General features: G+C 43.1%; 17 protein-coding genes. 6 read left to right on the top strand and 11 right to left on the bottom strand.

The features are described from left to right. Positions 1–92: 92 nt before the first annotated feature. Entirely contained in the window at positions 93–1,064 is a 972-nt protein-coding gene (locus tag I6E84_RS02260; protein WP_197215833.1) for a glutamate/aspartate ABC transporter substrate-binding protein, read from the bottom strand. 461 nt (positions 1,065–1,525) lie between these two features. Between I6E84_RS02260 and I6E84_RS02255 the strand changes: the two genes are divergently transcribed. Continuing rightward, positions 1,526–2,506 carry an Hsp33 family molecular chaperone HslO gene (locus tag I6E84_RS02255; RefSeq protein ID WP_197215832.1) on the top strand — a complete coding sequence of 327 codons (981 nt, stop codon included), beginning with the start codon at positions 1,526–1,528 and terminating at the stop codon, positions 2,504–2,506. 103 nt (positions 2,507–2,609) lie between these two features. Beyond that, a complete protein-coding gene (locus tag I6E84_RS02250; protein ID WP_197215831.1) occupies positions 2,610–3,254 on the top strand; it encodes a hypothetical protein in 645 nt (214 codons plus the stop codon). A 106-nt stretch (positions 3,255–3,360) separates the two neighbouring features. Here the strand turns inward: I6E84_RS02250 and I6E84_RS02245 are convergent, their stop codons facing one another. The 10 genes from I6E84_RS02245 to I6E84_RS02200 form a co-directional block, all read right to left on the bottom strand. Continuing rightward, the gene (locus I6E84_RS02245) at positions 3,361–4,881 is read right to left on the bottom strand and encodes a GPI inositol-deacylase (protein WP_227681267.1); all 1,521 of its coding nucleotides are present in this window, start codon (positions 4,879–4,881) and stop codon (positions 3,361–3,363) included. Positions 4,882–5,260: 379 nt separating this feature from the next. Next, on the bottom strand, positions 5,261–7,495 hold the full coding sequence (locus tag I6E84_RS02240; protein WP_197215830.1) for a PhoX family protein: 2,235 nt from the start codon (positions 7,493–7,495) through the stop codon (positions 5,261–5,263). Positions 7,496–7,734: 239 nt separating this feature from the next. Further along, positions 7,735–8,451, bottom strand: a complete 717-nt coding sequence (locus I6E84_RS02235; RefSeq protein ID WP_197215829.1) for a fumarylacetoacetate hydrolase family protein — start codon at positions 8,449–8,451, stop codon at positions 7,735–7,737. Positions 8,452–8,574: 123 nt separating this feature from the next. Further along, entirely contained in the window at positions 8,575–9,300 is a 726-nt protein-coding gene (locus I6E84_RS02230) for an ABC transporter permease (protein WP_110921786.1), read from the bottom strand. Positions 9,301–9,313: 13 nt separating this feature from the next. Beyond that, positions 9,314–10,048, bottom strand: coding sequence for an ABC transporter permease (locus I6E84_RS02225; RefSeq protein WP_194195957.1), 735 nt, complete (start codon positions 10,046–10,048; stop codon positions 9,314–9,316). A 524-nt stretch (positions 10,049–10,572) separates the two neighbouring features. Beyond that, positions 10,573–11,397 carry an ABC transporter substrate-binding protein gene (locus I6E84_RS02220; protein WP_413786930.1) on the bottom strand — a complete coding sequence of 275 codons (825 nt, stop codon included), beginning with the start codon at positions 11,395–11,397 and terminating at the stop codon, positions 10,573–10,575. A 235-nt stretch (positions 11,398–11,632) separates the two neighbouring features. Next, positions 11,633–12,529 carry a transporter substrate-binding domain-containing protein gene (locus tag I6E84_RS02215; protein WP_197215826.1) on the bottom strand — a complete coding sequence of 299 codons (897 nt, stop codon included), beginning with the start codon at positions 12,527–12,529 and terminating at the stop codon, positions 11,633–11,635. A gap of 74 nt (positions 12,530–12,603) precedes the next feature. Further along, entirely contained in the window at positions 12,604–13,404 is an 801-nt protein-coding gene (locus I6E84_RS02210; protein ID WP_181416207.1) for a transporter substrate-binding domain-containing protein, read from the bottom strand. 350 nt (positions 13,405–13,754) lie between these two features. After that, positions 13,755–14,552 (bottom strand): ABC transporter ATP-binding protein, encoded by a 798-nt coding sequence (locus I6E84_RS02205; protein WP_110921791.1) that lies wholly within the window; start codon positions 14,550–14,552, stop codon positions 13,755–13,757. Positions 14,553–14,926: 374 nt separating this feature from the next. After that, entirely contained in the window at positions 14,927–15,244 is a 318-nt protein-coding gene (locus I6E84_RS02200) for a hypothetical protein (protein ID WP_197215824.1), read from the bottom strand. 431 nt (positions 15,245–15,675) lie between these two features. Here I6E84_RS02200 and I6E84_RS02195 point away from each other — a divergent pair, with 431 nt between their 5' ends. The 4 genes from I6E84_RS02195 (at position 15,676) to I6E84_RS02180 (ending at position 19,644) form a co-directional block, all read left to right on the top strand. Beyond that, on the top strand, positions 15,676–16,977 hold the full coding sequence (locus tag I6E84_RS02195) for a glutamate-5-semialdehyde dehydrogenase (protein WP_197215822.1): 1,302 nt from the start codon (positions 15,676–15,678) through the stop codon (positions 16,975–16,977). A gap of 164 nt (positions 16,978–17,141) precedes the next feature. After that, positions 17,142–17,921, top strand: coding sequence for a ribonuclease domain-containing protein (locus I6E84_RS14155; protein WP_197099794.1), 780 nt, complete (start codon positions 17,142–17,144; stop codon positions 17,919–17,921). Position 17,922: 1 nt separating this feature from the next. Then, on the top strand, positions 17,923–18,279 hold the full coding sequence (locus tag I6E84_RS02185; protein WP_110921795.1) for a barstar family protein: 357 nt from the start codon (positions 17,923–17,925) through the stop codon (positions 18,277–18,279). Between the two features lie 90 nt (positions 18,280–18,369). Beyond that, positions 18,370–19,644 (top strand): sodium/glutamate symporter, encoded by a 1,275-nt coding sequence (locus tag I6E84_RS02180; protein ID WP_197215820.1) that lies wholly within the window; start codon positions 18,370–18,372, stop codon positions 19,642–19,644. Positions 19,645–19,658 lie beyond the last annotated feature (14 nt).

Here is a 19,658-nt window from a genome sequence, read left to right as displayed (position 1 = left end):
TGTCTCTCCGAACAGCGATTGAAAAACTTACGTGTCAGATGAGCGATAAGTTCGATCTGAACACGTAAGCAAGCTAGATTGAAGGACAAATACTACTGTGCTGCTGCTACTTTTGGCTGATCGCTATCATGCGGATTGGCGATAAGTGCTTTTAGGTTGTCTGACATCTCAAAGTTCAAGTTGACGTTCTTTGGTGGAATTGGGTTTAGGAACCACTTGTCATAGATACTATTGATTTCGCCTGAGCTAAAGGTTTTGTTCAGCGCGTCGTTTACAACTGTTTTGAATTCAGCATCGTCTTTACGCATCATACAACCATAAATCTCAAACGATTGCGGCGTACCAACGATAACCCATTCATCAGGATTTTTAGCTTTGGCTTTTTCGCCTGCTAGCAATACATCATCCATCATAAACGCATCAGCACGGCCGCTTTCTAACATCAAGAAACCTTCGCCATGATCTTTAGCAGAGATGATATCGGTATCCATCTTTTTCTCGTCATTATACTGACGAATATAACGCTCTGAAGTCGTACCAGCGGTAGTCACTAGTCGCTTACCTTTTAGGTCTTCAAAGTCATTGATACCAGAATCTGCCTTGGTCAATAGACGTGTGCCAATCTCAAAGAAACCATTAGAGAAAGCTACTTGCTCTTGACGCTCGACATTATTGGTTGTTGAACCACACTCAAAATCGACCGTGCCGTTTTGAACCAAAGGAATACGAGTTTGTGAGGTGATGAGGTTATAACGAACTTCTAGATCTGGCATGTTGAGTTTTTCTTTAATACCCTCAATCACTTTCATCTCTAGATCATGTGCGTAGCCCATAGGCTGATTAGGATCATCGGCAACATATGAAAAAGGAATAGAAGAATCACGATAGCCGACAACGATAGTGCCAGAGTCTTTAATTTTTTGTAGCGTACCATTCATGGTTTCTGTCGCTGCTGCATCATCTGCTGGCGCGTCAGTGCTAGTGTCGCTGCTGTTATTACAGCCTGTTAGGCCTAATGCCACTAGAGCAGCTAAAGTCAACGGTTTAGAAAAGAAGTAAGTCATGAAAAACATCCTTTATCACATTATTACGAGATTTAATGAGTGTTGGACAACATAGTGCTTATTGCCTAACCTAGTTACCATGTATCCATACGGTTGTTGCTGTTGTTTATCACAATGCAACTGAATGTTACTGTACAACAAATTTAATGCTGGTAGTAAACTTTTTTAGTAAAGGATTCATCTTTCCACATATGTATGTTTCAGCAGGTGCAGCCACCTCATCGCTGTCATATATCTATAGGTATGTCGGTCAAGACAATTAATTTTTCACAGATTCATCCTAGCGTTATGCCATACAGATACGACCTATGAGTGGATTTCTTATACCAAAACTAGGTAGATTTGGTGATATTTAGACTGACGATAAACCATAAATATATGCAAACTGTACGAGAGAGATGATTGATAAATCACGATGAATCCCCATAAAGCAAACAACTTCTTAATACTACACATGACCTATGACACAAGACACTCAAGCCCCAAATACGGATAGCCAAGCCGCTAGCAACTACCATGACAACGACGTGCGCCAACGCTTCTTTATCGAAGACTCTCCTGTACGTGGTGACGTGGTGCGCCTATCACGCAGCTACGCGAGCACGATTGCACAAAAGCCTTATCCCGAAGCCATCAAACGCTTATTGGGTGAAATGCTGACCTCTGCCAGTTTGCTCATCAGCACCGTTAAAATAAATGGCCGTTTGTCCATTCAGCTACAGTCATCAGATAGCGACAGCTTGCTCAACTGGGCAATGGCAGAGTGCGATCAAAACGGTGTCATCCGCGCGCTTGCCAGCTGGAAAGCGGAAACGGATGAGCAAGTACAAGCGTGGGATAATATGATCCATGCCAAAGAAGCCTTTGCTGAGCTAGGCGAACCTGGACAAGGTGTATTGTTTATCAATATTCAGCCTGAAGGTGGCGAGCCATATCAAGGTATCGTTGAGCGTAGCCATGACAATTTGGCTGACTGCTTGGCGCATTATCAAAAGCAATCTGCACAGATTCCAACGTTGATTAACCTAGCATCTGACGGCTTGCAAGCGGGCGGTATCTTGGTACAAATGCTACCGCGCACTGCCGAAGAAACGTATGAAGTTGAGCAAAACGAAGATGCTGGTATCGATGATGATTTGTGGATACGTCTGTCTGTATTGACGCGTACGGTCAAGGCAGAAGAGCTAACGACCCTCGATGCCAACGAGATTCTATATCGCTTGTATCATGAAGAAAACATCGTCGCACCTGAACCTGCGCCTTTATCATTTGGTTGTACTTGCTCACGCGAAAAATGTGAGATGGCCATTGAGCAAGTCGGTGAAGCAGAAGCGTTAGATATCGTGGAAGAGCAAGGCGGCACGTTTGAGATGGATTGCGGATTCTGCGGTGAAGTCTATAAGTTTAATAAAGATGATGTAGCAGCGATATTCGCTGAGTAAATCGTCTTTATCAGTATAAGTTCGTGTTTATAAAAAAACCCTCAAGCGTGATGCTTGAGGGTTTTTTGTTTTATACTAATTCTTTAAAGAATAGGTATTTATCATGAATGATTTTTGGCAAGAATTAATCATAAGTTGGGGTGGTAATGCTGTTTTAGTTGGCTTAATCACTTATATAGGTAAAATATATCTAGAGAGAACTGGTCGCGAAGAGCAAGCAGTTATTGATGAGCGTCTAAAACGACTTGAGCAAGATCATGAAAAGCTTTTAACTGAAGGAGAACGTTTTCATCAAATATCACAGCAAACTTATCAGAAACTGTTTGATGAGAAAATAAATGCTGCTAAAGAGCTGTCGATTTTAGTAGCAAACTTTGAGGAACATATACTTCTAGACGAAGCATTACCAGGAAGCTTCAATAGTACATTTTTTTCACGTTATCTTAAAATTTGTAAGTACATATGTCAAAACAATCTCTTTTTTTCCTCTGCTCTAGTTCGTACCAATCTTAAGTTATATATAGACATGAAAGAAGAGCTGCAGCAGTACTACATTGATAAAAACTATGCGCATACTGATGAATGCAATGGGTATCTATTTGATATGGAGATTAGAGAAGTACAAAAATTCGACGAGCTTTATGATAAACATGAAAACGATATTACCCAACTTGTTGAAATAGCTAACGGTGAACTTGAACAGATTGCTAGCGTTATAGATATTAGTTTAAATACTCATACTCCATAAATATTTATACTATATCAACAAGCAATTATTTTTTAATTAAAATCGATAAATGCAATTATTTGAAATAATGGGTAGTGCTAAGAACAGTCAGAAAACTCAAAATCGTTTACACCGCCACATCCCAACTTCTAGGATAAGAATATATCCGATCTTCACCGGTATAGTCACGCTGACCATTATCCAATAACCATGCGACCACTTGCTCACGCACTCTTCTACTATTGATTAAATTCATATGGCTCACACCATAGAACACCGCTTTGTGACCATCTGGCACAAACAGCGCATGCTCAGTATCATCTTCACCTAGCGCAGAGGCTACCGATACCAGTCCATCACCTAACAAGTCCGTCATCTTAGAGTCATAATGCGTCTCGACTAAGGCACTAGCGACAAAGTAGGTTTTGATACCACTTGGCAAACCCGTAGGATGACGAAAGTCTTGTGGCAGCACACTACGTCCCTCTAGAGATTTCCAATCAACATCACGGATACTACCATGACGCAGATCAATAATGCCCGCGCTACGCATGTTACCCAGCTTTGCAAGCGAGCCAGCAAATGGCAGCTTGGCTATAATTTCTTGCACGTAATTGCCAATACGTTCGAGCACGGCACCGTGATGTGGCGAGCCTAAGGTGATGAGATTACCCACCCGTTTCACCCAGTTTAGATGATCTTGCTCACCATAAAACAGCGCGCTACGAGAGACTAAACCACCCATACTATGACCGACCAAATCTAGCTGACTGATGTTAGGGTTATCATCGACCAAATCTTGCAATATTCGGCAAAACTTACGACCGCTGCGTGAGATGCGTCGACCCGTATTATAATCAAGATATAGCACCGTGGTATCAGGCTGGCTAAGACTAATCGCACTACCAAGACCATTACCCTCTTGTGACTGCCAACTCAAATGGCTCATGCATAGACCATGACATAGGATGACCACGCGCCCTGACAGTTTTTCACGTTCTGGCAGTTTTCCATGTTCTGACAGTACTTCACATTGTGGGTTGCCGTCTTTATCGTATAGCACCATCGGAATGGCGAGCGGGTTTTGGCTATTGACCAAATGATCTCCCATGACGCCATTTAATACATTGACCAGTTTTTTTAAGGACTCAGGCAATGGCTGAGACGTCTTTTGCATAATAATGTTTTTATATACTCTGAGCACCGATGCCAGATTATTACCCACCATCAGCATGACATGACGTATCGTGCCATAAATGCGGCCAGTGATACCGCGCTGCCACTTGTTTAGATGGTTTTCGTTGAAACGACCTAAAGGACGCAAAATCACTTCGCGGTGAATCGCTTCTACGATATCAGTCACCTCTACCACACCAACTGTCGCAAGCTGCGCTAAGCCTTCAAAAAAATCCGTCAAAGACACGGGTTTCGTTACCGTTTCTTGACTGCCATCGGCTAATAGTTTGACCAACTCATCCACGTCAATGGCTTCGAGTTGATCTATCTGCTCGTACAAATCACTGTGCAGTGGCTCGCTGTTGTCTGGTATAAAATGTGCTTCAAGTTCGTGTCGAATAGTATCGCTGTCGTCACGACCAATGCTATCGCTTACACTGTCTTTATAACGCAAATTTGGAGGGTTCATCATGTTGCTCATAGCGTTCATTGTGTTGGCACATTTAGCGAAAAGGATAGTTTTCTATACTAGTCTTTAAATAGCGTAAATAGAAGAAATCATTGGATTTTGAAGTGTATTAATTGTTAGGAAATATTGTTGGAAAGGATTGATAGGCAGTTGATGTTGCTTGTTTTTTTAATATAGCCAGCGAACTGCTAAACCGCTACAGTGTTACCCTCCTTAGATGTACTACTTATAAAATCTGCAGCCGGCTGCCTTGTACTCATTTTAGAATTCTTTGACTATGCTGTGCCCAAACACAAAAATCCCAAGCCATTGCTTGAGATTTTTTATCGATAAATAGGTTAAATATATATCACTATCTATCGTTCTATATAGCGTAAACAATTTACGAGAACGATTCTGCCAATATCACATCACCATCATTTTTAGTAATCATGACCGTAGCAGATCTTGGCGTACTACCGCCTTTGACCGCGCCCCAAGCATTACCCGGATGCTGAATGTTGATAAACAAGGTTTTGAAATCTGGGGTCATGGTAATGCCTGTCACCTCACAGCCTTCAGGACCGACAAAGAAACGCTTAAGATTGTCATCAGTCGCTGCCAAGCCTATGCGAGTCTCTTGCCCTGTCGAGGCTGTTTTAACTGACCCATCATTCACTTTACCTGGCAATGCTGCCAATAGCATACAGTTGGTCGTGTCTGTATATGCACCATCATCTGTTTGAATCCACAATACACCGCGCGGGTCAAAAAACAAACCGTCTGGAGAAGACAAATCGTTATTAGCATTCAATCCCGATAGGTTTTCTGCAGACTTATCACTAGGTGAAGCAAATAGGTAAATGTCCCACTCAAAACTGGTGGCTGCATGATCACCATTTGTTTCGGCCCAACGGATAATATGACCATTATCGTTACCAGCAGCTTTACCGTTCACATCGTAACTGCGAGGATTACTGGCTGAAACAGGCTGATCGTCATCGACGCCGCGGTTTTTATTATTGGTCAAGGTTACATACACTTCACCAGTAACAGGGCTGACAGATACCCATTCAGGGCGATCCATCTTCGTAGCACCCAACACATCAGCAGCTGCACGTGCAAAGACTAATACGTCATCTTGACCATTAAACGGCAGTACACTGTTGGTGCTATCTAACCCGTTTTGACCATAAACCAACGGCTGCCATGTACCACTGCCATCTTCATTAAAGATTGCCGTGTACAGCGTGCCTTCGTTCATGTATTTGTCACCTGCTTTTAGGCCACCACCGATATCACTTTTAGACCACATTGCCTTGGACACGAATTTATAAATATACTCACCGCGTGAGTCATCACCCATATAAAACACAACAGGGCGACCTTGCTTAACAGGTGCAAACGCACAATTTTCATGAGCGAAACGACCCAAAGCTGTACGTTTTCGCGGCATAGCGTTTTTGTCAAACGGGTCAATTTCAGTGATATAGCCAAAGGTATTAAATGCATTACGATAATCATCAATGGCTGTTTTACCTGCAACGGTCATGTTCCAGCGCGCAAATTCATCTGCCATGGTAGCGTCTGCTGCTTTTGGTGTATGCCACAAGTAACCCCAAGTAGCATGGTCTTCTTTTGCGCCATAACGCTCACGGCCATAATTTTGGGCCGCACTTAATTGGCTGGCATCTTTACCTCGAGCGAATACCCCTAAGAAATTCTCTTCAGTGGTCAGATAAGTACCCCAAGGCGACAACCCTGCCCCGCAGTTATTATTAATACCACGCGTCTTCAGGCCAGTAGGGTCAAATTTAGTCTTGACCAAATCAGATCCTGCAACAGGGCCAGTGAGCTGTGATGGAGTACTACTAGTGATGCGGCGGTTGTATTTAGAGTCGCGAACCATCTCGTAACCTTTGCCACTAGCACGGCGCTTCATCTCAACCACCGCCACCCCATGACAATTCACCTCACGGCGCACATCCGTGGCTCGGCGAACTTCTTGAAAAATAGGTTCAGCACTGCTGTCTTTTTTCACATCATAGCCAAACGGGCTTAATTCAGCGCTGTTCACGTATTCATGATTCATGACTAGCAAGCCGCTTTCAGAGGCTTTGACATCATAATTGTTACCTGTTTTGCCAAAAAACCACATACCATCGTGGTTGTCACCCATGCGCCAATCAAATGATTCGGCAGATTGCTCACGGTTGTCTTTCCAGTCCTCGATTCCCGACATTAGCGGTGTGCCCAGTGGCAATATCATTTCTGCCTTGTAGCCGTCAGCCACGCTCATTTCTGCTGCGGTCGAATGCGCCACGGCAGTGAACTTTAATGTTTCTGGGCGGCTTCGATTACCATGTGCTGGAACAGCGGCATCATCGCCACTACGAACTGTCATGGTGCTATTAGCGCCTTTGGTATGACCAACCAATGGTAATGCACCAAAAAAGGCAGCAGCGGTTAATCCTGTACCACCTTTTAATAAACTGCGGCGGTTCAATCGACGACTGATAATGGTTTGAAAATCCATATTATTAGTAGGATTAGAATCTTCAACGACTTCATGAGCGAGGTTTTGATTGTTGTTTACTTGCTGATCGTTATTTACTGGCTTATTGCTTAATAGGGTCATTATCAGTCACCTTGCTATTCGGCTGGATTGTCATAAAAAACATTATGGCACTGCTATTAACAGCACCAAAAAAATATGAAGTAGCCGCTATCCTACTCAGCATTCATGACAGTATGTTGAACGTTAGATGACAATCTGATGACAAGAAGTTTTGGTGATGATAGAAAACAAAAAAAATCCCAAGCGCTAACTTGGGATTTTTTGATATTTATTTGATACTAACCGTGGGCTGAGCAAGTTTACTGTACTTGTGATACCCACTCATGTGCGCCTAACTTAAGTTTTACTTGATCACCGGCTTGCAATATACCAACACCACTTGGGGTGCCAGTCATAATCACATCGCCTGCTTGTAAGCTAAACGCGTGGCTAATTTCTGCAAGTAACTCGTAAACTGAAAACAGCATTAAGGCGCTATCACCATCTTGCTTAAGCTCATCATTGATGATGAGTTGATAGTTTACTTGGCTAAAATCCCCAAAGGCTTGTGGATCGACCCAATCAGCTAGGACACAAGAGCCATCAAAGCACTTGGCACGCTCCCATGGATGACCTTTTTCTTTTAGCTTACTTTGCAAGTCACGTAACGTTAAGTCCAATCCCAACGTCACACCACCAATCGCTTGCTTGGCTTGCTCAGCAGTTGCCGTAGATAGATCGGCTGATAGCTGAATACAAAGCTCCGCTTCGTAATGCGTATCGCCATATACTGCTGAATCAGGACGAACAATGGCATTGCGTGTACTGACCACTGATGATGCCGGCTTCATAAATAAGATGGGTGATTTTGGTATCTCATTTCCCAGCTCGCGGGCATGTTCGGCATAATTACGACCAACACAGACCACCTTTCCGATGGGGGCACGCAATCTGTTGTTAACATTGGCGACACTGGTATCATCATGGACGCTAGTAGAAATCGCATCGGCTAAAGACATATGTGGTGACTGGCTCATAATAGGCGCTCACAGCAAATTATTGATATTTTCGTAAATGTACATACCGCACTATTTAGTCTAGGGCGTGTCGTATCGTGTCCTAGCATTATGCTTATGATAAATAATTTTTGCCACAACTTCTTAAGGAATCGTACTAGTAATCACATCTGGTGGTACATAACTTGTGTGGCGATTCATTCTCTTTTCAAACAATCTAAAGCTAAACAAAATCACCCATGACAATAGCAAATACACGATACCAGCAGCGAAGAACAACTCCATCAAGGTGTAAGTACGCGCACTAATCGTACGGGCGACACCTGTGATATCCATCAACGCAATCGTAGATGCCAATGCACTGCCCTTGAGCATAAAGATGACTTCATTACTGTAGGCTGGAATCACGATACCAAAGGCACGAGGCAACGTAATACGCGTCAGTTTCTGCCATTTTGACATGCCAATAGCATCAGCCGCTTCCAACTCACCAACAGGAATGGTCTGAATCGCACCGCGAATGATTTCTGCCAAATAAGCACTGGTATTTAACGTGAAAGCAATAATGGCACACCAATAGGCTTGGCTAAGTACGGGCTCCCACAAAAACGATTCACGTACTGCCTCGAACTGACCCAGACCATAATAAATCAAAAATATCTGTACCAATAGCGGCGTGCCACGGAAAAAGAAGATATAAGAGAATGGCAATATTTGCACCAGCCAGCTCTTTGACAAGCGTAACTGCGCTAAAACCAAACCAAAAAATAGGCCGATAATACCGGAGACAACGACCAGCTGTGCGGTCAACACAGCGCCCTCTAATAACTCAGGAATATTATCAAAAATGACCTGCCAATTCCAATCCATAGTATCTCTCCCCTTATCCTATGGTCGATTGACGATGAGTGGACTGACGGCTCAGCTTTTTAGCATAGCGTGCTGCTGGATTGGCGCGCCATTCAAGCCACATCATAAAGCCAGTAATCAACATGGTCAGACCCAAATAAATAATCGCTGCGGCCATATAAAAAGTAAAGGGCTGCTGCGTTGATTGAGCGGCACGTGATGATTGATACATAATGTCTTTGAGACCCACAACCGATACCAATGCAGTATCTTTGAGTAAGACCAAAAACAAATTGCCCAATCCTGGCAACGCAATTTGCCACACTTGTGGCAAAGTGATGCGATAAAACGTCTGAAAAGGACGCATACCAATCGCTTGCGCCGCTTCACGTTGCCCAATGGGAATCTCTTGAATTGACATGCGAAAGATTTCAGTCGCATAAGCGCCAAAAGCAATCGATAGCGCCATGACGCCACCCCAAAAGGCACTAATCTCAACATATTCGTTATAGCCGAATTTTTTGAGAATCGTCATCAGCAGTATCGAGCCGCCATAATAGATGAACAGCACCAATAGCAACTCAGGGATACCACGCATGGTTGCCGTATATACCGTCGCAAGCTTACGTAGCAGCCAGACATTAGACAGCTTAGCGGTCGCACCAAGCAAGCCCAAAGCCATACCAATAATTAAACTGGTAACGGCAAGCTTGATGGTGACGGTAGCGCCGCTCAGTAATAGCGCGCCAAATCCTTGTAAATCAAACACAATTATCCACTCTGTCTCTTTATATTAGCAATTTGCAAAATATGAGTTAAAAGAATCAGCATCAATAGCTGAGCGCTACTAATAATCGTATTTTATACCAAATTAGGTATGGGTATTTTGCGTCATATATTAACGTCAAAATGATACGAAAATTACTGCGAAAATTGACGCGGTAGAAATGAGGGCTGATTTTATCATATTCACCGCAAGCTATGTTAATACTCACATGTAAAAGCAGTGCCTAAATAGGCACTTATCTTCTTAAAAACGAGTCAAATCAGGACTGCTTTTATAAACCAAGCAGTCAATATAGCGAATATCCAACTATTTTTTAGGAAAAAAGAAGGGTACTACCATTAAGGTAATACCCTTCTTACTGATTAAATCAAACACTAGCTGATGAGACATAGCTGTTTAAACGGTTGTTAATTCAGATTATGGCTACTCGCTCAATAAAGTATTTAGCGAGTTAAAGTATTTAGCGAGTTAAAGTATTTAGCGAGTTATTGAACAAGTTACTTAGCTTACTCGGCAGGTTCCGCTACTCTATCAGTCTCAGTTGCTGTTGTGGTACTGGTTTCTGGCACCGCAAAATATTTGTTATTGATATCATCATAAGTGCCATTTGCTTTAATATTGGCCAACGCCTGATTAATCTTTGCTTGTAGCTCGTCACCTGGACGAACCGCGATGGCAAAGTTGTCATTGATATCAATCTCTTCACCTTTGAGCCCATACTGACTGCCTGATGTTGAACCAAGCCACTCTAGTGCTGGCAATTTATCAGATACCATTGCATCAACACGGTTTGAGCCCAAATCCAAAAACGCATTACTGAGCGTATCATACAGCTTCATATCAGCGTCTGGATACGCCTTCTCAAACCACTGCGAAGAGATGGTCGAGCGCTGAGCGGCGATAGAGTTTGCATTGATATCACTGCTATTGCTGGGATCAAAACTGCTGTCTTTTTTGGCTAAAAAAACCAACGTATTGCTAAAGTATGGCTCGGTAAAGCTGACTTGTTGCTCACGCTCAGGGGTGACTGACATAGCCGCCACAATCGCATCATATTTACCCGCCTTTAGACCAGGAATAATACCGTCCCAGTCTTGTGCCGTAATTTCACAAGTCATCTTCATATCGGCACAGAGAGCATTGGCAATATCTACATCAAAACCGCCAAGAGTGCCATCCGCATTGGTATAGTTAAAAGGCGCATAAGCACCCTCAGTACCAATACGTAGCACTTCACCCGTCGTTTCTGCCTCAGCAGTCACTTGAGTGGCATCATCACTCGCATCATCTTGACCATTACTACAGCCTGCCAAAGTTAAAAGCGCAGCCATCGTCACTAAAGGCACTGAAAATCGTCGTGCCTTTATACCATTGATAACTGATGCGTTCGTAACTGCATTGTGTTGGTCAAAATGGTTTTTCATGATCATCCTTGGAGTTCGTTAATAGAAATATTGCTCATCGCTATCTGTTCACGATACTGTAACCTCACCCTTATATCAGCTAAAGATAGTGATAAATGGTGAGATACATCAGTAGTCGCTTGCGGCTGTTTTTCTTCAGTAATTATTTTTCTTCAGCAGCCATCGCATCAGCTGGCGCTTCTTCGACACTGTCAATTGTTGCTACTGCTTTTTGTGCGGCAGCCGTTGAGCTAGTACCAAAATAGCTACCTGTGATCTGATCATAGGTACCGTTGTCTTTTAGCTCAGCCAAAGCAGTATTGAATTTAGCCACTAACGGATCACCTTTACGGAATGCAATACCCATGGCATCTTCTTCAGTGCTGATTTCTTGACCTTTTACTTCATAGTCTTTGCCAGCGTCAGTTTTTAGCCAATCGTTACCAGTGACTTTGTCAGACATCATCGCGCGCACACGACCTGAAGTCAGATCCAAATACGCATTGTCTTGAGTGTCATAGAGCTTGATGTCAGCTTCGGTGTGCTCGTCTTGCAAGTACTGTGAAGAAACGGTAGAACGCTGCGCAGCAATAGGCTGATTATTTAAATCAGCAACGCTGATATCATCGCCTTTTTTACCAATCAAGATAATACCAGTGTGAAAATACGGCTCACTGAAATCCACGACTTCTTTACGCTCAGAGGTGATCGACATACCAGCAATGATTGCATCAAATTTTTGTGCATTTAGGCCAGGGATTAGACCATCCCAATCTTGAGAAATAACTTCACACTCAGCTTTCATTTGCGCGCATAACGCATCGACCAGCTCAATCTCATAGCCAATCAGTTTGCCATCAGCATCGGTATAGCTAAATGGCTTATAGCTTGATTCCGTCGCAATTTTAATGTTCAAAGGTGCATCGCTAGCCGTATCAGCTTCAGCGCTTTCTGCTGGTGCAGAGCTATTGTTACAACCTGCCAGCAGAAGCATTGCAGCGCTTAGTGGAGCAAGCCATAGTGCTTTTTTACCCATTGATGATGTCATTGAATTTGTCATTCTTGTTGTTCCTTAATATAGTTACTAGCCGATAGTCACTCATGACTGATGTATAAAAGCTCATTTATTACAGCTTATTGACCAAAGTTTGCTTGCTCAAGACGAGCCAGCTCACCGTTGCTACGGATTTCACTTAAGGCTTTGTCAAAGTCAGCTTTGAGTGCATCACCTTTACGGACAGCAATAGCAATATTGTCATTGTTATCAATTTCATCGCCAACGATACCGAAGCCTTCAGTATTGTCCGCTAACCATGATTTGGCAGAAACTTTTTCAGCCAATACGGCATCACTACGACCAGATTTTAGATCCAAGTAAGCATTGTCATAGTTGTCATACAACTGCACGGTATTACCGTCTTTGCCTTCATAGTTATCTTGTAGATAAGCGCCAGGCGTGGTCGAACGTTGGCCACCAAGGGTCAAGTCTTTGATTGACATAGGGTCAAAACCACCAGTACTATCCGTCAACCATACCATTGTGTTGGCAAAGTAAGGCTCGCTGAAGTCTACTTTCTCTTGACGTTCAGGCGTAATCGACATACCTGCGATAACGGCATCGTATTTCTGCGCCAATAGACCTGGAATAATACCGTCCCAATCTTGAGCAACGATTTCACATTTAACTTGCATCTGATCACATAAGGCATTGGCGACGTCAATATCGTAGCCTGCCAAAGTGCCGTCAGCATTGGTATAGTTAAACGGAGGATAAGCACCTTCGGTAGCGATACGAATAGTTTTGCCAGCCGTTTCTGCTGCAGGGGCATCAGCATTGCTATCGGCGGCTTCATTAGAAGATTGACCACAAGCGCTCAACATCAATGCTGCAGTAACGGTCATCGACGACCACAATAGGCGAGAATTCGACATCATACATTCCTTAAATTCTGATGGGTTTTTAATGTAGGGTTCTGATATTTTGTTCTCTGACGTCCCTGTCAGACAAGCAATATAGACAGCAAAATAAACAAGTAGCCGTCATAGATGGCCACCCGTAAGCCTTTTGATAATACCTGAGTAAAATATCAAAAACAAACGTTTTGCATACCGACTGTCATTAACGAGTAATAAACAGTCAACGATACTTACTAATCCGTAATTTTCTATTTAAAACGACAATAGGATGGTAAGAGCCTTACCATCCTATTATTTTGAGTAGAGAATCAGAGCTTGCGAGAGCTGTTTGAGACAATGACTATTAAATACTTAGCTTTGATAAATACTTAGTTCTGACGATGTGACGCCATAAAGTCTTTAACACGCTCAGAGGTTGGGTTGTCAAAGACCTGCTCAGGGGTGCCAATCTCTTCAATCACACCTTGATGTAAGAATACTACTTTGCTTGATACTTCACGGGCAAAGCGCATCTCATGCGTGACGATAAGCATCGTGCGGCCTTCTTCTGCCAACTCACGCATCACAGCGAGTACTTCATTAACCAATTCAGGGTCTAGAGCAGAGGTTGGCTCATCGAACAGGAGCACTTGCGGCTGCATAGCCAGTGCGCGTGCGATAGCCACACGCTGACGCTGACCACCAGACAAGTTCGCTGGATACGCATCTTTCTTATCAAGTAGACCCACTTTATCTAACAGCTTTTCAGCATCGCTAATGGCTTGGTCTTTTTTGATTTTTAAAACCTGCGTTGGCCCTTCGATAATGTTTTGCAAAATCGTTTTGTGTGGCCACAAGTTAAAGTTCTGAAAGACAAAACCCACACGCGCACGCAAGCGTTCTAATTGCTTGATTTCTGCTGCTTGCAACTCACCTGATTTGGCAGGCTTTAGCATGAGTTCATCGTTACCAATGATGATACGACCTTGATTGGGCTTTTCGAGCAAGTTAATGCAGCGCAATAAGGTGGATTTACCTGAGCCAGATGAGCCCAAAATTGAGATAACATCACCATCATATGCGGTAAGGGATACCCCTTTTAGCACTGCCAATGAGCCATAGCTTTTATGGATGTCTTGTAAATCTAAGGCGATAGGCCGAGTCGGATTTTTTTCAATATCAAGCATGGTTCAGCAGACTTCCAATAAATATGAATGAAAATACGTAAAAAATCGTGGTATGGAGTATAAACATCAACCCTAATAAGGTCGTGATACGCTTATAACTCGTCATACAAAGAGAAAAAGTGACACATTGTCTCTTATTACACAGTAAAAAGGCAAATCCTGCGTTTAAGCAATCTGCCACTCAGCATTTATAAACCACTGAATAGCTGACATAAAAAAGCTCAGACTACATTTGCAGTGCTGAGCCTTATTTTATCACTTTCACGTACTAGGCGTTGTTTTATCTGTTTACCCACTTTCAATATCTAATGTGGATAAGTGGTAGCTGCTTAGTATGTCGAGACTTAGCATATCAAAACTTAACACGTTAAAAATCAATACGTCGAAACATGCTCTTCACTTTCAGTACCATCCAACATCTCTGTATCATCGGCAGTCGCTACCGCTACATCGTCATTATCGCCCACTGCCATGCCATCATCGGCACTAGCAACGGCAATATCATCGCCGTTACCTGCACTAGCCGCATCTTCCTCTACTGCTGTCTGTGCATCAGCCGCTGGCTCAGTTTCCATAGGAGCCTCATCTTTTTTACCACAAGCACTCAACGTCAGTGCAGCTGCCACCAACCCTATTGTTAGCCAGCTTTTAGACATTCCATTTTTTTCGATAGTATCATTTGTAGTAGCCATAATAATGCTCCGCTCGTTATAGTTAATGCTTAACTATCAATAAAAATCATCTGATTGATAACATTGTATTGATATTCTTAAAATACCAGTCTTAGCACTTACTATACTGACGATCGATCGTCGCTACCTTAGTACTTACAACGCAGTTCTGTTAAAACCATGTAACGATGTATTTGATTTTTAACCAACCTTTAACAGTAGCCATATTAGAAACGCATGTGAATAAAACAAGAAGAGCATCAAAACAGTGCTTATAAACGCTTTATAAAACGGGCGCTGTTCACAAAATCAACTTTACTATCGCCCTCATCTGCTCTATGTTAAATAGCATAATGCTGGATAAGCATTCAAATGTCATTTTTTGCCAAACTTTCGCCTTTTTGGGCGCTTTTATCTGTTTAAAACATTTATAGTTATAAGGAAAATAATTTATGAGTCAATCGAATACCACAGACATTACCGCATATATGCAATCTGTCGGCAAGCAAGCACGAGCCGCATCACGCGCCCTCGCTGCTGCCAATACTGGTGACAAGAACGCTGCCCTCATGGCCATTCATGATGTATTAAAAGCCGCCAAGCCAGATATTTTAGCAGCCAATAAAATCGATATGGACAATGGTCGAAACAACGATTTGGATGCCGCATTGCTTGATCGTCTGGAGCTAAATGATGCGCGCTTTGATGGTATGCTACAAGGTCTCAAGGACGTAGCATCGTTGCCAGATCCTATCGGTGAAGTCACTGACATGACCTATCAGCCATCAGGCATTCACTTGGGTAAAATGCGTGTACCACTTGGTGTGGTCGGTATGATTTATGAGTCTCGTCCTAACGTAACATTAGAAGCGGCTTCACTGGCATTAAAATCAGGAAATGCCATTATTCTACGTGGTGGCTCTGAAGCTTTTGAATCCAACCAAGCCATTGCCAAATGTATCTTGGAAGGTCTAGAAAAGGTAAATCTATCTGGGCATAGCGTGCAGGTATTACAAACCACTGATCGCGCCGCTGTCGGTGAGCTCATCACTATGACTGACTATGTCGACGTCATCGTACCACGTGGCGGCAAAGGACTGATTGAACGTATCAGCCGTGATGCCCGTGTGCCTGTGATTAAGCATTTAGACGGTAACTGTCACACCTTTATTGACAGTGATGCAGATGCCGACATCGCTATCAAAGTCAGCGTCAATGCAAAAACGCATCGCTACGGTACGTGTAATACCATGGAGACACTACTGGTCGATGAGTCAGTCGCCGATGAGCTATTACCAAAAATTGCTGAAGCTATCATCGCTGCTGACGATGCCATGCAATTGCGTCTCGATGACAAGTCACAAGCCATCTTAAACGACAATGCTACGCTCAAAGGCCATCTATCAGCTGCCACTGCTGAAGATTGGGATACCGAATATCTTGCTCCTATCCTAGCGGTAAAAGTCGTGTCTGGCATTGATGAAGCGATTGAGCATATCAATACCCATGGCAGTCATCATACTGATGTCATCATTACGGATAACTATACCAAGTCGCAACGCTTCATCCGTGAAGTAGATTCTGCCAGCGTCATGATTAATGCCTCCAGCCGTTTTGCTGATGGTTTTGAATATGGATTGGGTGCCGAGATTGGTATCTCAACAGATAAGATTCATGCTCGTGGTCCTGTGGGATTAGAAGGTCTGACCTCACAAAAATGGATCGTGTATGGCCACGGTGAGACGCGCACTTAACGGATAGCGTCTCAACCTAGCACTTATCTACTCACTTAAAGTATAATCCACAAAAAACGTCAGCTCCATTGCTGGCGTTTTTTTATTAGGGACGAATAGGTTATACAGGCGGCGCAATCGTAATTTTGCACCATAACACAAACATGCGATAGGAAAGTAGGCTCATGCAAAGTGGTGAAATCAAACACTGGAATTCAGATAAAGGCTATGGCTTTATTGATGTCGATGATCAAAGTGAAGACGTATTTTTTCATATTAGCAAAGCGCGAATGCCACAGCCGATAACGGTCGGACAAAGAGTCTACTTCAATAGTGCACGTAATGACAAAAATCAGTTGAGAGCAACCGAAGTAACCCCTGCTTCGCTCAGTATTCAAGAAAGTGGAAATACAGATACCGCTAAAAGCACGTCATACAATGCTAATCAGAACGATTCTAGGCAGAACAACTCCAATAATAACAATGCTAGCCGAAAAAACACTGGTCGCAATACTAGAAACCAGTATCAAAATAAAAAAAGCCCCCTGTCTACGCTATTCAGTCTCATCGCCATTATCGCGGTCGCCTTTTACTTCTTTGATGATCTACAGTCCACCTTTTTTGCTAGTAGCACAGAACCTACAACGATACCTCAAACGTACTCTGACAACTCAGATCCAGTATCTAACTCTGCGGTAACAGGCGATGCGCAAATAGATCAGACCATCATGCTGATCAAGCAAGGTGGACCATTCCCTTATCCTCATAAAGATGGCACGACGTTCTATAACCGTGAGGGACAGCTACCAACACAGTCGAAAGGCTACTATCGTGAATATACCGTGCCAACCCCTGGCATATCGCATCGCGGTGCAAGACGTATCGTCACGGGTGGCAATCCGCCAACTGTCTATTATTTAACCGTTGACCACTATGATAGCTTTCGCAGACTGGACGTAAAATAATATGAGCCAAGCCATACATTATATAGACAAGAATAGTAACCAAAACGCTACAGCACTAAGTGCTGGCATCCCGACACAGGCTGTTACCATAGCAGCGGACGAAGTACTAAATAAAAATACGTTATTAACAAATTTAGCCAATGCCTGTGATTTTCCCAGTTATTTTTCACACAATTGGGATAGTGCGTGGGATTGCTTAACAGATAGCGACGTGACACACCTAATGTTAGATCTCACATCGGTGAAAAAAATAGACACGGAAGATTTTAATGTCTTCAAAAGCATCATAGAAGATGCCTACACAGATTTTGGCAAGCCGCAATTGTGGGTGATCATGCCGTCTACGGATGACGCCTAGCCGATAAATCATCAAACAAGCCTGAATTCGAGATAAAGCCATATTTATCCCAAATTCAGGTTAATTTAGTTTTATAGAAAGGATTAACCTATGGAAATTACTTTAAATGGCTATTACACCCTAATCTTTGCCACCTTGGTACTATTGCTTGGACGATTTTTGGTCAAAAAAGTCAAGTTTTTAGAAGATTTTAATATTCCAGAACCAGTAGCAGGTGGTTTGATTGCTGCGGTCATTGTGTATGCTCTTAACTTTATTTGGGGCTACAGTTTTAATTTTCATCAAGGGTTACAAACAGCCACTATGCTGATGTTTTTTGCCTCTATCGGTCTGAGTGCTGATTTTGGTCGATTGAAAGCAGGTGGTACACCGTTACTGATTTTCACTATCGTGGTGTCGGTATTTATTATATTGCAAGACGTGGTTGGCGTGACAATGGCAAGCGCTCTAGGGCTGGATCCATTGCTCGGACTCGTCACAGGCTCTATCGCACTGACGGGCGGTCACGGTACGGCAGGTGCATGGGGCGCTGTATTAGAGCAAGAGTATGGTGTGGTTGGTGCAACGACCCTCGGCATTGCCGTGGCTACTTATGGATTGGTAGCAGGTGGTATCGTTGGTGGTCCTGTGGCACGTCGATTGATTAATAAACTTGGCTTAAAACCGACACCAGCCAATGCAAACCCAAGCGACGTTGAAAAAGTGGCAGGTGCACAGTCCTTATACAGTACCAAACACAGCGAAAACGATGATGATGGTACGCAGGAAATGTTTGAAAAGCCCGATAACATTCGCCTGATTACCGCATCATCAACCATTGAAACCTTGGCGCTATTTGCGGGTGCATTGGCATTTGCTGATTTGATGACGATAGTTGCTGAAGGTACCTCATTTGAGCTACCTACCTTTGTATGGGCACTGGCAGGCGGTGTGATTCTGCGTAATTCATTAACGATGATTTTTAACTTTGATATGTTTGACCGTGCCATTGATGTGATTGGTAATGCGTCATTGAGCCTATTTTTAGCCATGGCGTTGCTATCATTAAAGCTATGGGAATTAACAGATTTGGCAGGCCCTGTACTGATTATATTGCTGGTACAGACGTTTGTGATGATTCTATACGTTTACTTCGTTACCTTTAAAGTGATGGGTAAAAACTACGACGCAGCTGTACTATCGGCAGGTCATTGCGGTTTTGGTATGGGTGCAACGCCAACTGCGATTGCCAATATGCAGGCCGTCACTGATCGCTATCTGCCCTCGCCTAAGGCATTTTTGATTGTACCGATGGTTGGTGCTTTCTTTGTCGATATCGTTAATGCGACGGTATTGCAGATATTTACGAAGTTGCCATTTATGTAGGCTACTTGGTAAAA

This window comes from Psychrobacter sp. SCQQ22 (genome assembly GCF_015864605.1).
Classification (GTDB): Bacteria; Pseudomonadota; Gammaproteobacteria; order Pseudomonadales; family Moraxellaceae; genus Psychrobacter; species Psychrobacter fozii.
This window is presented reverse-complemented; position numbering and strand designations above follow the sequence as displayed.

Excerpts from the sequence above, each read along its gene's own strand:
- I6E84_RS14155 (WP_197099794.1), top strand. The coding sequence starts at position 17,142 with ATGCAAAGTGGTGAAATCAAACACTGGAATTCAGATAAAGGCTATGGC.
- I6E84_RS02210 (WP_181416207.1), bottom strand. The coding sequence starts at position 13,404 with ATGATGTCGAATTCTCGCCTATTGTGGTCGTCGATGACCGTTACTGCA.
- I6E84_RS02235 (WP_197215829.1), bottom strand. The coding sequence starts at position 8,451 with ATGAGCCAGTCACCACATATGTCTTTAGCCGATGCGATTTCTACTAGC.
- I6E84_RS02255 (WP_197215832.1), top strand. The coding sequence starts at position 1,526 with ATGACACAAGACACTCAAGCCCCAAATACGGATAGCCAAGCCGCTAGC.
- I6E84_RS02215 (WP_197215826.1), bottom strand. The coding sequence starts at position 12,529 with ATGACAAATTCAATGACATCATCAATGGGTAAAAAAGCACTATGGCTT.
- I6E84_RS02245 (WP_227681267.1), bottom strand. The coding sequence starts at position 4,881 with ATGATGAACCCTCCAAATTTGCGTTATAAAGACAGTGTAAGCGATAGC.
- I6E84_RS02240 (WP_197215830.1), bottom strand. The coding sequence starts at position 7,495 with ATGACCCTATTAAGCAATAAGCCAGTAAATAACGATCAGCAAGTAAAC.
- I6E84_RS02230 (WP_110921786.1), bottom strand. The coding sequence starts at position 9,300 with ATGGATTGGAATTGGCAGGTCATTTTTGATAATATTCCTGAGTTATTA.
- I6E84_RS02260 (WP_197215833.1), bottom strand. The coding sequence starts at position 1,064 with ATGACTTACTTCTTTTCTAAACCGTTGACTTTAGCTGCTCTAGTGGCA.
- I6E84_RS02220 (WP_413786930.1), bottom strand. The coding sequence starts at position 11,397 with ATGGCTGCGCTTTTAACTTTGGCAGGCTGTAGTAATGGTCAAGATGAT.
- I6E84_RS02195 (WP_197215822.1), top strand. The coding sequence starts at position 15,676 with ATGAGTCAATCGAATACCACAGACATTACCGCATATATGCAATCTGTC.
- I6E84_RS02180 (WP_197215820.1), top strand. The coding sequence starts at position 18,370 with ATGGAAATTACTTTAAATGGCTATTACACCCTAATCTTTGCCACCTTG.
- I6E84_RS02185 (WP_110921795.1), top strand. The coding sequence starts at position 17,923 with ATGAGCCAAGCCATACATTATATAGACAAGAATAGTAACCAAAACGCT.
- I6E84_RS02200 (WP_197215824.1), bottom strand. The coding sequence starts at position 15,244 with ATGGCTACTACAAATGATACTATCGAAAAAAATGGAATGTCTAAAAGC.
- I6E84_RS02250 (WP_197215831.1), top strand. The coding sequence starts at position 2,610 with ATGAATGATTTTTGGCAAGAATTAATCATAAGTTGGGGTGGTAATGCT.
- I6E84_RS02205 (WP_110921791.1), bottom strand. The coding sequence starts at position 14,552 with ATGCTTGATATTGAAAAAAATCCGACTCGGCCTATCGCCTTAGATTTA.